The organism is Roseibium aestuarii (assembly GCF_008477545.1).
Classification (GTDB): domain Bacteria; phylum Pseudomonadota; class Alphaproteobacteria; order Rhizobiales; family Stappiaceae; genus Roseibium; species Roseibium aestuarii.
On sequence record NZ_VORA01000001.1, the window covers coordinates 1,611,859 to 1,624,712 of the forward strand.

11 protein-coding genes are annotated in these 12,854 nt (G+C 65.4%); 4 read left to right on the plus strand and 7 right to left on the minus strand.

All coding sequences use genetic code 11. The features are described from left to right. The first annotated feature begins 9 nt into the window (after positions 1–9). Complete coding sequence (gene kdsA / locus FR728_RS06855; RefSeq protein ID WP_149891834.1) at positions 10–852, plus strand: 3-deoxy-8-phosphooctulonate synthase; 843 nt, start codon at positions 10–12, stop codon at positions 850–852. Positions 853–971: 119 nt separating this feature from the next. Beyond that, positions 972–2,246: a phosphopyruvate hydratase gene (gene eno, locus FR728_RS06860; RefSeq protein ID WP_149891835.1), complete on the plus strand. Its 1,275-nt coding sequence runs from the start codon at positions 972–974 to the stop codon at positions 2,244–2,246. A gap of 87 nt (positions 2,247–2,333) precedes the next feature. Here eno and FR728_RS06865 read toward each other — a convergent pair whose 3' ends face one another. The 4 genes from FR728_RS06865 to FR728_RS06880 all read right to left on the minus strand — a co-directional run bounded on the left by FR728_RS06865 (position 2,334) and on the right by FR728_RS06880 (position 7,929). Next, positions 2,334–3,008 (minus strand): DsbA family oxidoreductase, encoded by a 675-nt coding sequence (locus FR728_RS06865; protein WP_149891836.1) that lies wholly within the window; start codon positions 3,006–3,008, stop codon positions 2,334–2,336. Positions 3,009–3,098: 90 nt separating this feature from the next. Continuing rightward, positions 3,099–4,349, minus strand: a complete 1,251-nt coding sequence (locus FR728_RS06870; protein ID WP_149891837.1) for a hypothetical protein — start codon at positions 4,347–4,349, stop codon at positions 3,099–3,101. Positions 4,350–4,505: 156 nt separating this feature from the next. Further along, positions 4,506–6,146 (minus strand): AMP-binding protein, encoded by a 1,641-nt coding sequence (locus FR728_RS06875; protein ID WP_149891838.1) that lies wholly within the window; start codon positions 6,144–6,146, stop codon positions 4,506–4,508. Positions 6,147–6,201: 55 nt separating this feature from the next. Then, positions 6,202–7,929 (minus strand): extracellular solute-binding protein, encoded by a 1,728-nt coding sequence (locus FR728_RS06880; protein ID WP_208998735.1) that lies wholly within the window; start codon positions 7,927–7,929, stop codon positions 6,202–6,204. Between the two features lie 439 nt (positions 7,930–8,368). On the opposite strand from FR728_RS06880, the gene FR728_RS06885 reads away from it, so the two are divergent. After that, a complete protein-coding gene (locus FR728_RS06885) occupies positions 8,369–8,983 on the plus strand; it encodes an invasion associated locus B family protein (RefSeq protein ID WP_149891840.1) in 615 nt (204 codons plus the stop codon). A 157-nt stretch (positions 8,984–9,140) separates the two neighbouring features. On the opposite strand, the gene hspQ is transcribed toward FR728_RS06885, so the two are convergent. From hspQ to FR728_RS06900, 3 genes are all read right to left on the minus strand, one after another. After that, positions 9,141–9,464 carry a heat shock protein HspQ gene (gene hspQ, locus FR728_RS06890; protein WP_149891841.1) on the minus strand — a complete coding sequence of 108 codons (324 nt, stop codon included), beginning with the start codon at positions 9,462–9,464 and terminating at the stop codon, positions 9,141–9,143. Positions 9,465–9,571: 107 nt separating this feature from the next. Further along, entirely contained in the window at positions 9,572–10,621 is a 1,050-nt protein-coding gene (locus FR728_RS06895) for an HpcH/HpaI aldolase/citrate lyase family protein (protein WP_149891842.1), read from the minus strand. Positions 10,622–10,774: 153 nt separating this feature from the next. After that, on the minus strand, positions 10,775–11,662 hold the full coding sequence (locus FR728_RS06900; RefSeq protein WP_208998679.1) for a lysophospholipid acyltransferase family protein: 888 nt from the start codon (positions 11,660–11,662) through the stop codon (positions 10,775–10,777). A 225-nt stretch (positions 11,663–11,887) separates the two neighbouring features. On the opposite strand from FR728_RS06900, the gene FR728_RS06905 reads away from it, so the two are divergent. Then, positions 11,888–12,853: an AEC family transporter gene (locus tag FR728_RS06905; RefSeq protein ID WP_149891844.1), complete on the plus strand. Its 966-nt coding sequence runs from the start codon at positions 11,888–11,890 to the stop codon at positions 12,851–12,853. Position 12,854 lies beyond the last annotated feature (1 nt).

Genomic DNA, 12,854 nt, shown 5'->3' on the forward strand with positions numbered 1-12,854 from the left:
CAGCCTCCCATGTCCAGCGCCAACCGCGTCGTCCAGGTCGAAAATGTCAGCTTCTCCAACGAAGCCCCGTTCTCGCTGATCGCCGGTCCGTGCCAGATGGAAAGCCGCGCGCATGTGCTGGAATGCGCCGCCGCGGTGAAGGAGATCACGGGCAATCTCGGCATTCCGGTCGTCTTCAAGGCGTCCTTCGACAAGGCCAACCGCACCTCGCTCTCGGGCAAGCGCGGCGTCGGTCTCGATGAGGGCCTGAAGATCTTCGCCGAAGTGAAGGAAACCTTCGGCATGCCGGTGCTAACCGACATCCACAACGAGGCGCAATGCGCTCCGGTGGCCGAAGTGGTCGACATCCTGCAGATCCCGGCCTTCCTGTGCCGCCAGACGGATCTTCTGGTTGCTGCCGCCCGCACCGGCGCCGTGATCAACATCAAGAAGGGTCAGTTCCTGGCCCCCTGGGACATGAAGAACGTTCTGGCCAAGGTGGTGGACAGCGGCAACTCCAACGTGCTGCTGACCGAGCGCGGCGCCAGCTTCGGCTACAACACCCTGGTGAGCGACATGCGGGCCCTGCCGATCATGGCCGAGACCGGCGCTCCGGTGGTCTTCGACGCGACCCATTCCGTGCAGCAGCCCGGTGGCCTCGGCGGCTCCTCGGGCGGTGACCGCCGCATGGTGGCCGTGCTGGCCCGTGCGGCCGTGGCGGTCGGTGTCGGCGGCCTCTTCATGGAAACCCATCCGGATCCGGATGCTGCCCCCTCCGACGGCCCCAACATGGTGGCGCTGAAGGATCTGGGTGCGATCCTCAAGGAACTTCAGGCCATCGATCAGGTGGTCAAGGCGGCGCGCAAGGGCTGAGGCCCGGCAGACCGGAAAATGACAGGGGCCGCTCCCGCGCTGGCGGGCAACCGGTGGTCCCGATACTGGGAGAAACAGGGCTCCTTCCTCTCATTGGGGCCCTCTTGAAGGAGTAGATGATGACCGCAATCATTGACATGACGGCCCGCGAGATCCTCGACAGCCGTGGCAATCCGACCGTCGAGGTGGATGTCTTCCTGGAAGACGGGTCCTTCGGCCGCGCCGCCGTTCCGTCGGGTGCCTCCACCGGCGCCCACGAGGCGGTCGAGCTGCGCGACGGCGGCTCCCGCTTCCTCGGCAAGGGCGTGCAGCAGGCGGTCGATGCGGTCAATTCCGAAATCTTCGATGCCATCGCCGGCATGGACGCGGAAGACCAGCTCGCCGTCGATCAGGCGATGATCGATCTGGACGGCACCGAGAACAAGGGCCGCCTTGGCGCCAACGCCATCCTCGGCGTCTCGCTGGCGACCGCACGCGCAGCGGCGCAGGCCTGCGGCCTGCCGCTCTACCGCTATGTCGGTGGCGCCAACGCCCGCATTCTGCCCGTGCCGATGATGAACATCATCAACGGTGGCGAACATGCGGACAACCCGATCGACTTCCAGGAATTCATGATCATGCCGGTCGGCGCTGAATCCCTGAAGGAAGCCGTCCGCATGGGCTCCGAGGTGTTCCACACCCTGAAGAAGGCCCTCAAGGACGCCGGTCACAACACCAATGTCGGCGATGAAGGCGGCTTCGCGCCGGGCCTGAAGTCCACCGATGAAGCCATCGGCTTCGTCATGCGCGCCATCGAGAAGGCCGGCTACAAGCCGGGCGAGGACATGTTCCTGGCACTCGATGCGGCCTCGACCGAATTCTTCAAGAACGGCAAATACGAGCTGGTAGGCGAGGGCAAGTCCCTGTCCCCGGACGAAATGGCCAAGTATCTGGAAGATCTGGTCAACCGCTACCCGATCATCTCCATCGAGGACGGTCTGGCCGAAGACGACTGGGCCGGCTGGAAGACCGCGACCGAACTCTTCGGCAACAAGTGCCAGCTCGTCGGCGACGATCTCTTCGTCACCAACACCAAGCGTCTGCGCCGGGGCATCGAGCAGGGCGTCGCCAACTCGATCCTGGTCAAGGTCAACCAGATCGGCTCCCTGTCGGAAACCATGGATGCAGTCGAGACCGCCCACAAGGCCGGCTACACCTCCGTCATGTCGCACCGCTCCGGCGAGACCGAAGACAACACCATTGCCGATCTCGCGGTTGCCATGAACTGCGGTCAGATCAAGACCGGTTCGCTGGCCCGTTCCGACCGGTTGGCCAAGTACAACCAGCTCATCCGCATCGAGGAAGAGCTGGGCGCGCTGGCCCAGTATGCCGGCCGTTCGATCCTCAAGGGCTGACCCCTGCGATCAACCGCTGACGAATGAAAAAGGCCGCCCCTGGGGCGGCCTTTTGCGTTTCAGCTTATCGATGGTCTGCGTGCGCGATCAGGACAGGCTGTCCTCGGGCACGAAGCTGCGGGTCTCGCGCGCATGCATGATGGCGGCGGCCAGTGTCTCCGGCGCCTCGGCGCCATTCACGACGAAGCGTCCGTCGATGACGAAGCAGGGCACGCCGGTCACACCCATTAGCCGGGCCCGGTCCACCTGATGCTCGATCTTGTCCAGATCGGAATCGGTTTCTAGAAGCTGCTCCACCAGATCCGCCTGCATGCCGGCCTTCTCGGCGATGGCGACCAGGGTTTCGGACTTGGACAGATCCGCGCCGTCTTCGAAATAAGCCTTGAACAGCAGATCGACCACCTCGTCCTGAAGTCCGTCGGCGCGCGCCCAGAGGATCAGCCGGTGGCAGTCCTTGGTGTTGGGCGACACCTCGATCCGGTCGAAGGCGAACGGAATGCCGGTTTCCCGGCCCACTTCGCTGATGTGATCGTAGATGGAGCGGGCATTGGCGCGGCCACCGAACTTCTCGTTCAGATAGGTGGCGCGGTCCTTGCCTTCCTTCGGCAGGGAGGGGTCGAGCTGATAGGGGTGCCAGCCGACCTGGACGGTGACATCCGGCAGACGGGCGATGGCGGCCTCCAGACGGCGCTTGCCGATGTAGCACCAGGGGCACATGACGTCGGAAATCACGTCGACTGTGAGGGCGGGTTCGTCGGCCATGTGCCGTCTCCTTGATCCTGCGATGAAAGGACAAGGTAGGGCCCGGCGCGAGCGCCGTAAAGCGGGAGAGACCCTTGCGTCACAGGATTGTCAGAGGCGCGTGGTGCCGAGGATGGCGCCGATGCGGCTCTTCAGACGTTCAAGCCCGCGCGCGCTCTTGACCACGGCGACCGGGCCCTGACCTTCCACGAGACAGACGAGATCTTCCTCGCGGCTGGTGGCCAGTGCGATGGAGAGGAGGGTTTCCTCCAGATCGGCGGCGAGGGTCAGATTGCCGGAGGCTGCCCCGAAGCTGCGGGCGTCCATGCGCAGCTGATAGGGCTTGAGGCCCCTGCGGGCGAGAGCCTCTGCGGTGAGCGCAAGGTAGGTTTCAAAGCGGTCGACGGAGAGGCCGCCGCCCCGCATCTGACGCAGCACGTGATAATGGGTTTCCGCCAGCACCCGGTCCGCCAGACGGCGGCGCTTGCCCTGGCGGATCGCCACGCTCAGCCGGTGGCCGAGAGACTGGGGCAGGATCGGCGGGCAGACCACGTCTGTGGCGCCGGCGCGCAGCAGCAGGGCGGCATCGGCCGCGGTTTCGGCCAGAACAAGCACGGGCAGGGCAGAAAAGCGGCTGTCCATGCGCAGGCGATGCAGGCTTTCCAGCGCCTCGCCGAAGGGCTGGTCGATCACCACCGCGTCGAAGGCCCGGTGTTCGAGGAAATCCTCGCCGATGGTCTGGTTGAAGGCGCCGACCACCTGTCCGGCGCGCGGTCCAGCGGCCTGGAGTTCAAGGAACCTGCCGCTGACACCGATCACCAGCAGCCCGCTCTGGCCGGTCAGCCGCGGCGAGACCCCGTAGCCGGCCTGGCGGCCGAAGACCTTGCGGCGGATGCGCGCCTCCTCAGAGCGCAGGAGCGATCGCTGCAGGTTGCAGACAAGGGCGAAGAGCACGTCGGCTGGCGCAGTGGCGTCCACGATGGCGGTCGGGCGCAGGCTGCGCAGGCAGAGGTCGAAGCCCTTCTCCGTCACCGGTTCGCCGAGGAGTACGAGAGGCACTTCCGCCGAAAGGCCAGTCACCATATTCCGCAGGGCGGGAGCGAGCCTTGCGCCGACAGGGGTGTCGAGAAACGCCCCTGCAAGAAGGATGGCGGTGGGCAGCGGGCCGCCGGAGAGTGCCGGGAAAGAGCTTGCGGATTCGGTGTCCCCGGCAAGGCTGGCCGCCAGATCGGCCGAGGGCAGAATGTCCGCCAGAAGCGGGGACGCGCCGGGAATGCCGAAGGCCGTCAGCTGTCCGGCGGCAGGATCAAGTCCCGCGTGCCAGAGAGGGCCATGCCAGGAAAGGGAAACATCAAGATCCATGACGGGCGGTCGACATTCGCAAGGAGATCAGGTCCGCCGTGCTGCGGACCGGGAAAGCCCGGGCGCAGCCAGCGGGCCATGAAGGGGAACGAGACGGGCAGGGAGATTCCCGGCGCGCGTGGGGGCGATCCGGTCACCTGCCTGTCCGTGAGGGTGTCAGGCCACCTTGGCGGGCAGCCGCTGGGTGCGCAGGGTCAGGCGCGTGCGATCAACGGCACCGGTTCCAAGCCGGGGCAAGGACTGGAGCACCAGCACCCGGTGGGGGAGGGCTGCCAGATCGATGCCCTGGGTATCCAGCCAGGCAAAGAAGGCTTTCGCATCCGGAATGCGGCCCGGAGCAGGCACCACGGCGGCATAGAGGCGGGCGCCAAGAACCTCGTCTTCCACCAGGAAGGCGGCGGCCTCGGCAATGTCCGGGTAGCTGGAATAAAGCGCATCGATGGCCGTCAGGTCGCCGATGCCCGGTGCGGTCTGGCCCGGAATGCCGAAGCCATGCAGGGACTTGCCGTCCCAGTCGGGCTTGACGATGGTCTCCAGTCCGTCCCCGGGCGCCGCGCGGGCCGGCAGACCGGCATCGGCCTCGGAGCCCGCGCCCTGGGACCAGGTGAGTCCCGGAACCATGGCGCCACGGAAGGTCATGCGCTCGCCCAGACCGTCTTCCCGGTCGGTCAGTTCGATGTCGAGAAGGGCTGGCCCGCTTTCACGCCCCGCTGACCCGTACTGCTTTCCCGGCGGGAAGCGCTCCGGGATCCCGGACTCCGGGCGCTTCTGCGCCACCAGCGCGAATTCGTCGGCAATATGCAGGTCGACGATGCCGTGCCGGGCCACATGGGCACCCGGGCGCGGCGAGGCCACGTTCCACGCGGCCAGAATGGTGTTGGGATGGATCAGGGCCCGGTCCAGGGTTGCCGTCAGCGGCCCGGGTGCCAGAATGAGGTTCGCCTGAACGGCGCGGGCGTGATCCGCCATGCGCTTCAGGGAGGTCGGATGGTGGAGATGCAGCGTGCCGCCGGTCAGCAGCCAGGGCATCAGCCCGGCGCCGAGCCCGGTCAGGCCGCTGAAGGAATAGGGCACCAGAAGCTGCGGGGCTTCGGGAAGGTCCATCTCGCGCAGGATCGCCTGACCGGAGGCCATCCAGTGGTTGTGGCTGCGGGTCAGCGGCTGGCTTTCGGCACCGCTCCGGGTCCACGACAGCGTCGCGATGTGATCAGGAGCCGCCTGTCGGTCGGAGGGGGGCAGCAGCAGGTCGTCGCCGGCTTCCTCCAGCATGGCGCCAAGTTCGATCAGCCCGTCCGGGATCTCGTGGCCGAGACCGAAGACGAATCGCAGGGAGAAGAGATCGGCGGCCACGTCACGGGCGGCATTGGCCACCATGCGCGTCTCGACCCTGTCGGCGGCCACAAACCCCTTGGCGCCGATGGAGTTGAGGGCGGCAAGCACGTTCTTCTGGCGCCAGTGGAGCGGAAGCGGCGTGATCACCAGATCGGCGCGCAGTGCCGCGAGGAAAGCAATGACCGTGTCCACCGTATTGGGCGCCTGCAGGCCGATTACGTGGTCGGCCGCGAGGCCGATGGCACGGAAGAAGCCCGCAAGCTGCTCGATTTCCCGATCCGCCTGGGCATAGGTGAGCTGGCGGCCCTTGCCGCCGGTCCATTCGGCCCGGTCCGGGGCGTCCACCAGGGCCAGACGGTCCGGGGCGGCCTCTGCGGTGCGCTTGAAGAGCTGGTCGATCGTGAGATCCGACCATGCGCCCTGGCGCTTGAAGGTGTCTGCGAGAGTGTCCGATACGGCTTTCATGGATGTCTTCCAGTGGCCTGAATGTGATGGATCGGGTCGGGGGTGGCGGCGCGGATCAGCGCGCCTCCTCCGACCACCAGGTGTCGTATTGGTGTCCGTAGAGCGGTGCGGTCTGCGGGCCCGCCACGCGGGTCCAGCGGCCGAGCCACTCGCTGCCGGTGTGGAACAGGGGCACCGCATAGGCGCCGGAGATCAGCACCCGGTCGAAGGCGCGCACGGCGGAGACGAAGTCTTCCTTGCTGCGGGCGGCAACGATGGCGTCGATCAGGGCGTCGATTGCGGGATCCTTGGCGCCGACGATGTTGAAGGAGCCCTCGGCGTCGGCGGAGGCTGAGCCCCAGCGGCCATATTGCTCGCTGCCCGGGGAGAGCGAGGCCACCCAGACATTGAAGACCATGTCGAAGTCGCGCTTGATGCGGCGGTCCTCGAACTGGGCCGGGTCGACCGTGCGGACCGACACCTCGATGCCGAGCAGGGCCAGGCTGCGCTTGTAGGCGAGCGCCAGCTTTTCCTCGTCCTCGTTCTTGGTCAGGATCTCGAAGGCCAGCGCCTCGCCGGTCGCCTCCTTCACCAGCTTGCGGTCCTTCACCGCGTAGCCGGCGTCCTTCAGCAGGGCGAGGGCAGCCCCCATGACCTTGCGGTCACGGCCGGAGCCGTCGGCCTGTGCCGGACGCCAGGAACCGTCCATCACGGCTGGGTCAACCGCGTCGGGGAAGGGCGCCAGAAGCGCCTTTTCGCGCGCGTCTGCGGCTACACCGATGGAGGAGAGTTCCGATCCGTCCCAGTAGCCGGAGGTACGGCTGTAGAGGTCGAAGTAGATGTTCTTGTTCACCCATTCGAAGTCGAAGAGCATGGAGAGCGCCTGGCGCACCTTGCGGTCGGCCAGTTGCGGGCGGCGGGTGTTGAAGGCGATGCCGCGCATGTTGGCCGGTGTGCCGAGGGTGATCTCGTCCTTCACCACCTTGCCGTCCTGGAAGGCGGGGAAGTCGAAGCCGGTCATCCAGCGCACCGGGTCATTGAACTGCAGCACGTCGACCAGACCTTTCTTGAAGGCTTCCTGCAGGGTCGTTTCGTCGCGGAAATAGTCGATGCGGATCTCGTCGAAATTGTCGAAGCCGCGCTTTACCGGCAGATCCTTGGCCCAGTAATCCGGGTTCTTGCGATAGACGACCCGCTTGCCCGGATCGATTTCGGCGAAGACATAGGGGCCGGAGCCGATCGGCGGGGTCAGGGTGGACTTGTCGAAGGTCTCCGCATCCGTGTGGGCCTTGGAGAAGATCGGCGCCATGGCGACGAGCAGCGGCAGCTCGCGGTTCTCGCCATTCTCGAAGTTCAGGCGAATCGTCCGCTCTGCCGGATAGTCCTTGGAGACGATCTTGGCGTACCAGTTGCGATAGGGCGGACGGCCCTTGTCGCGGATGATGTCGAGGGAAAAGGCCACGTCCTCGACGGTCACCGGCGAGCCATCGGAGAATTTTGCCCGCGGGTCGAGGGTGAATTCGATCCAGTCCCGGCTGTCGGGCATGCGCACGCTTTCAGCCAGATGGGCATAGAGCGTGAAGGCCTCGCCGTTGGACCGGGTCATGAGGCTTTCAATCACGTTGCTGCCGAACTCGCGCTCCTTCATGCCACGGGCGCTGGTCCAGCCGCCCTGGACGATGAAGGAGTTCAGGCTGTCGAAGGTGCCCTGCACCCCGAGCTTCAGGACGCCGCCCTTGGGCGCATCCGGATTGGCATAGGGGAAATGGCTGAAATCGGGGCCGAGCGCCGGTTCCCCGTGCATGGCGATGGCATGCACCGCGGGAACGTCGTCCTGCGCTGTCGCGGGCGGGATTTCGGCTGCGATCGCCCACAGAAAAAGCGAGCCGGCGCACACTCCGCCCCCGATGCGTTTTGCAAGGGATCTTGCTCTGGATGCGGAGGAAGGGGAGTTCACCATGAAGGATGCCTGGATCGCTTGAAAGGACTTGATTCCGGCCGAATCCTACCACACCTGCAGGAAAGACCGATTGCTCCAGACTGTTAAGGATTTTGGTTACCCAACCTTTAACGGAAACCGTCAAGTCCCAGGGGATGCGTTGCAGGAACGTCACCATGTCGCCCTAATCGTAACGCAACCAGACATGAGACGAGAAACCGGCGTTGGCGGCCTTGAAGTTGCAGCGGAGATGCCGCAGAACAGCGGCAGTCGACCGCACCCTTGAAGATTGAGGATGGTTCAAATGCAAAAGTATGTTGGCAGAGGATTGATCGGAGCGGCCTTCGCCGCCCTTGCGATCTCCTCGCTTGCGGGCACCGCTCCGGCCCGGGCTCAGGAAGCCCAGAGCCCGTGGGTGAAGGTCTGCAATGTGGATCCGAAGGTCGGCAAGGAAATCTGCCTGATCACCCAGGAGCTGCGCACCAACACCGGACAATTCCTGTCCTCCGTCGCCGTGCGCGAGATCGAGGGTGAGGGCCGCAAGACCCTGCTCGTCGCCGTGCCCACCGGCATGCTGATCCAGCCGGGCCTGCGCGTCCAGGTTGACCAGGGCAAGCAGGCTCAGGCCAAGTACGGCATCTGCTTCCCCAACGCCTGCTATTCCGAGCTGGTGATCGACGATGCCTTCATTGCTTCCATGAAGCAGGGCGGCAAGCTGATCCTGACCACGCTGAACCAGCAGGCCAAGCCGATCCCGATGGAACTGACCCTGTCCGGTTTCACCAAGGTCTATGACGGCGAGCCGATGGACGTGGCCGAGCTGCAGAAGCGCAACGAGGAACTCCAGGCCGAGCTGCAGAAGCGGGCCCAGGAAGAGCGCCAGAAGCTGATCGACGCCCAGAAGGCGGCCGGCAACTAAGCTTTCCTCCGGGCCCTTGCGGCCCGGATCCCTGACCGTCTCGGGCGGTCGGTATCCGTTGACGAAAAAGGCGCGGTGGCCATGGGCCCCGCGCCTTTTTTCATGGGCTGAACTGGGGTTGATCTGGGGCTGATCTGGCCGCAAGAGCCTCGATCGCCTAGTGCATGTCCACGTCCTTGGGGCGGTAGGAGCCATCCGACTGCTCGTCGAAGATCTCGGCCACCTGCGGGTGACGGATCGGTTCGCCGGTCACGTCAGGCACGAGGTTCTGCTCGCTCACATAGGCGACGTATTCCGTCTCCTCGTTTTCCGCCAGCAGATGATAGAAGGGCTGATCCCGGACCGGGCGCACATCCTCGGGAATGGCGTTCCACCATTCCTCGGTGTTGGAGAAGGTGGGGTCCACATCGAAGATCACGCCGCGAAACGGATAGACCCGGTGCCGGACCACCTGACCGATGTTGAATTTTGCCGTACGCATAACCTGAGTTCCCGACCTTTGCGGTGTTTCTTCCGAATTAAGGTCTCGTGCGGCGGCTGACAAGGGCCGCCGCACGCCTGATGTGCCCACTTATACGGCAAAGGGTTCTAGAGACCGTAAACATCCGCCAGTTGCGGGTCGCGGGCCGCCACCTGCCGGGCGAGATCCACGATCACCTTCGCCTGTTTCCAGGTGGCATCGTCCTGCATCTTGCCGTCGATCATCACGGCCCCGGTGCCGTCCGGCATGGCTTCGAGGATTCGCTTGGCGAAGGCGACCTCGTCCGCGTCGGGCGAGAACACGCGCTTCGCAATGTCGATCTGGGTCGGATGCAGCGTCCAGGCTCCGGCGCAGCCCATGAGGAAGGCATTGCGGAACTGGGCCTCGCAGGCCGCCGTGTCGGAAAAGTCGCCGAAGGGACCGTAGAACGCCTTGAGGCCATAGGTCTGGCAGGCGTCCACCATGCGGGCGAGCGTATAGTGCCACAGGTCCTGCTGATAGGCGGCGCGGGGAGCGTCAGGGCTTGCCGGGTCGGCGTCGGCCAGCACCTTGTAGCCCGGGTGACCGCCGCCGACGCGGGTGGTCTTCATGCCACGGGAGGCGGCGAGATCCGCCGGTCCCAGGCTCATGCCCTGCATGCGCGGGCTGGCGGCGGCGATCTCCTCCACATTCTTGACCCCTTGCGCGGTTTCCAGAATGGCGTGGATGAGGATCGGCTTGGTCACGCCGGCGCGCGCCTCGAGCTGGGCAAGAAGCTGGTCGAGGTAATGGATGTCCCAGGCGCCTTCCACCTTCGGCAGCATGATCACGTCGAGCTTGTCCTTGAGGGCAGGCACGATGGTCATCAGGTCGTCGAGAACCCAGGGGCTGTTCAGGCAGTTGATGCGGACCCACAGGCCGGTGTCGCCGAAGTCATTCTCCTGACCCATCTGCACAAAGCCGGCGCGGGCGGCCTCCTTCGCATCGGCGGGAATGGCGTCTTCCAGATTGCCCAGCACCACGTCCACCTGGGAAATGAGCTGGGGCACCTTGGCACGGACCTTTTCCATGTGGGGCGGCACGAAGTGGATCATGCGCTCCGTGCGCACGGGCAAAGCCGCATAAGGCGCGGGCGCCCCGATGGCGAGAGGCTGGAAAAAGGCGCGCGGCGGCTTCATGGCAAACTCCTGTCAAAAGGCACGATGGGTCGTCTATAGCCGCTTTGATCCTGCCGCTGAATTCGCCAAAAGTGGAGGGGGCTTCGCAGGTGCGTTAGATTTTTCTCGCACCTGCGGCAGAGCCCTGCGGGGGATCTCCCGTTGGACGCGGGGTCAGGCCCACTTGCGGTGGATCCACATCCACTGGGCGGGATCCTCGCGGATCCAGTCCTCGAAGAGATCGTGATAGGCCTGCGTGGCGGCCTGAATGTCGGCCTTGCGGTCGTCGCTGCGCGCCATGGGCAGAACCTTGGCCTCGATGCGGAAATGGACGCCCTTGACCCGTGACACGCGGCCGATGACGAGGGGCAGCTTGCCCGCCCAGGCGAGGGTTGCCGGCACGGGCGTGGCGGTGGCGGGCAGGCCGAAGAAGGTGATCTCCAGGCCGCGCTTTTCCTTAAGGTCCCCCATGATGGCGATATGGGCCGAGTGATTGCGGGCAATGGACAGAAGCTTGCGGGCGGTGTCCGGTCCCTTGGAGAACAGGCCGCCGCGATAGAGGTCGCCGCGCATGTCGCGCAGGAGCTGATCCGCGCCCGGGTTCTTCAGCGCCTGGTAGACGCCGGCAATGTCCAAACCCCGCTGCACGGCAGGCATGACGCTCAGCTCCCAGTTGCCCGCGTGCAGTGAGACGAAGAGGCAGGGCGCGCCCTTGTCGAGAATCGCCCGCGTCTCGGCATCGGCGACAAATTCGATCCGCTCGGGTGCGGCGAGGATTTCGCGGATGTGGAAGGTTTCCACGGCCACCCGGCCGAGATTTTCCCACATGTCGCGCAGGATGGTCTCGCGCTCGCGGGCAGACAGTTCCGGCAGGGCCTGCGCGAGATGATCGAGCGCCCGGCCGTGGCGATGGGTGAAGGGCGCGATCCAGCGCCAGAGCTTGCCCATGACGGCCGACGCCGGACCGAGCGGCAAGGCCCGGAACAGGCGCACGGCCAGGGTCAGCAGCAGATATTCGATCCGGTGAAGAAGGCTGACGGAAGCCGTCTGGGGTTTCTGCAAGGGTCTGTACCGTTTCGGCGAGAACGCCACTTGCGCGGCGGGGGGAAGCAGGGGTACGCAAACCGGGAGCAGCATGGGCCGGTCCCCCTCCGGCCAATCCCTGCCCGAATGTCCAAGCGTGCTTATCCAAGGCGCGCTGCGGATGCAAGCCGGAGCGCCGCCCTCGCGTCCGGGCTCTCGCGCTGCGGACAGGGACACAGACCGGGCCAGACAGACGGAAGAGACATGCAGGAAGTCATTTCACTCGCCTTTCCCTTCTTCGGGCTGATCTTTCTGGGCTACATCGCAGGCAAGGTGAAGAAGCTGCCGGAGGAAGGCCTGTCGTGGATGTCCTTCTTCATCGTCTATGTGGCGCTGCCGGCCCTGTTCTTCCGGCTGCTCTCCAACACGCCGATCGAGCAGCTGACGGATCCGACCTTCGTCACCGCGACGACCTTCATGACCTACACCATGTTCGCCCTGTCCTTCTGCATCGGGGTGATCGCGACCAAGGGCAACATCCGGGAAGCGGCGATGCTGGGGATCGCGGGCTCCTATTCCAACGTCGGCTACATGGGGCCCGGCCTGACGCTGGCCGTTCTCGGCCCGGCGGCCACGGTGCCGACGGCCCTCATCCTGAGCTTTGACAATACGCTGATGTTCATCCTGGCGCCGCTGATGATGGCGCTCGGCGGCAGCGGCAACCAGTCCATGGCGCATACGGCGCGGACGATCGCGGTGCGGATCTTCACCCATCCCTTCATCCTGGCGACCATCGCGGGCGTGGGGGCGGCGGCCATCGGCTTCAAGCCGCCGGAGGCCATCGACACGATGCTGCGCTATCTGAGCGGGGCGGCGGCCCCTTGCGCGCTCTTTGCCATGGGGGTGAGCGTGGCCATCCGGCCGGCCGGGCGCATTCCGCTGGAGCTGCCCATCGTGCTGGCGGTGAAGCTGGTGCTGCACCCGATCCTGATCTTCCTGCTGCTGGGCTGGATCGGCGGCATGGACCCGATCTGGGTGGCGACCGCCATTCTCATGGCCTGCCTTCCGCCAGCAACCAATGTCTTCGTCATCGCCCAGCAATACGGGATCTACGTGCAGCGGGCCTCCAGCTTCGTGCTGATCGGCACCATTGCCTCCGTCGTCACGGTCACAGCCTTCATCTTCGCCCTGACCGGCGGCTATTTCGGCTTCGAGATCACCCCGCCCTGAG

Excerpts from the sequence above, each read along its gene's own strand:
- FR728_RS06885 (WP_149891840.1), top strand. The coding sequence starts at position 8,369 with ATGCAAAAGTATGTTGGCAGAGGATTGATCGGAGCGGCCTTCGCCGCC.
- FR728_RS06895 (WP_149891842.1), bottom strand. The coding sequence starts at position 10,621 with ATGAAGCCGCCGCGCGCCTTTTTCCAGCCTCTCGCCATCGGGGCGCCC.
- FR728_RS06905 (WP_149891844.1), top strand. The coding sequence starts at position 11,888 with ATGCAGGAAGTCATTTCACTCGCCTTTCCCTTCTTCGGGCTGATCTTT.
- kdsA (WP_149891834.1), top strand. The coding sequence starts at position 10 with ATGTCCAGCGCCAACCGCGTCGTCCAGGTCGAAAATGTCAGCTTCTCC.
- FR728_RS06865 (WP_149891836.1), bottom strand. The coding sequence starts at position 3,008 with ATGGCCGACGAACCCGCCCTCACAGTCGACGTGATTTCCGACGTCATG.
- eno (WP_149891835.1), top strand. The coding sequence starts at position 972 with ATGACCGCAATCATTGACATGACGGCCCGCGAGATCCTCGACAGCCGT.
- FR728_RS06870 (WP_149891837.1), bottom strand. The coding sequence starts at position 4,349 with ATGGATCTTGATGTTTCCCTTTCCTGGCATGGCCCTCTCTGGCACGCG.
- FR728_RS06875 (WP_149891838.1), bottom strand. The coding sequence starts at position 6,146 with ATGAAAGCCGTATCGGACACTCTCGCAGACACCTTCAAGCGCCAGGGC.
- hspQ (WP_149891841.1), bottom strand. The coding sequence starts at position 9,464 with ATGCGTACGGCAAAATTCAACATCGGTCAGGTGGTCCGGCACCGGGTC.
- FR728_RS06880 (WP_208998735.1), bottom strand. The coding sequence starts at position 7,929 with ATGCACGGGGAACCGGCGCTCGGCCCCGATTTCAGCCATTTCCCCTAT.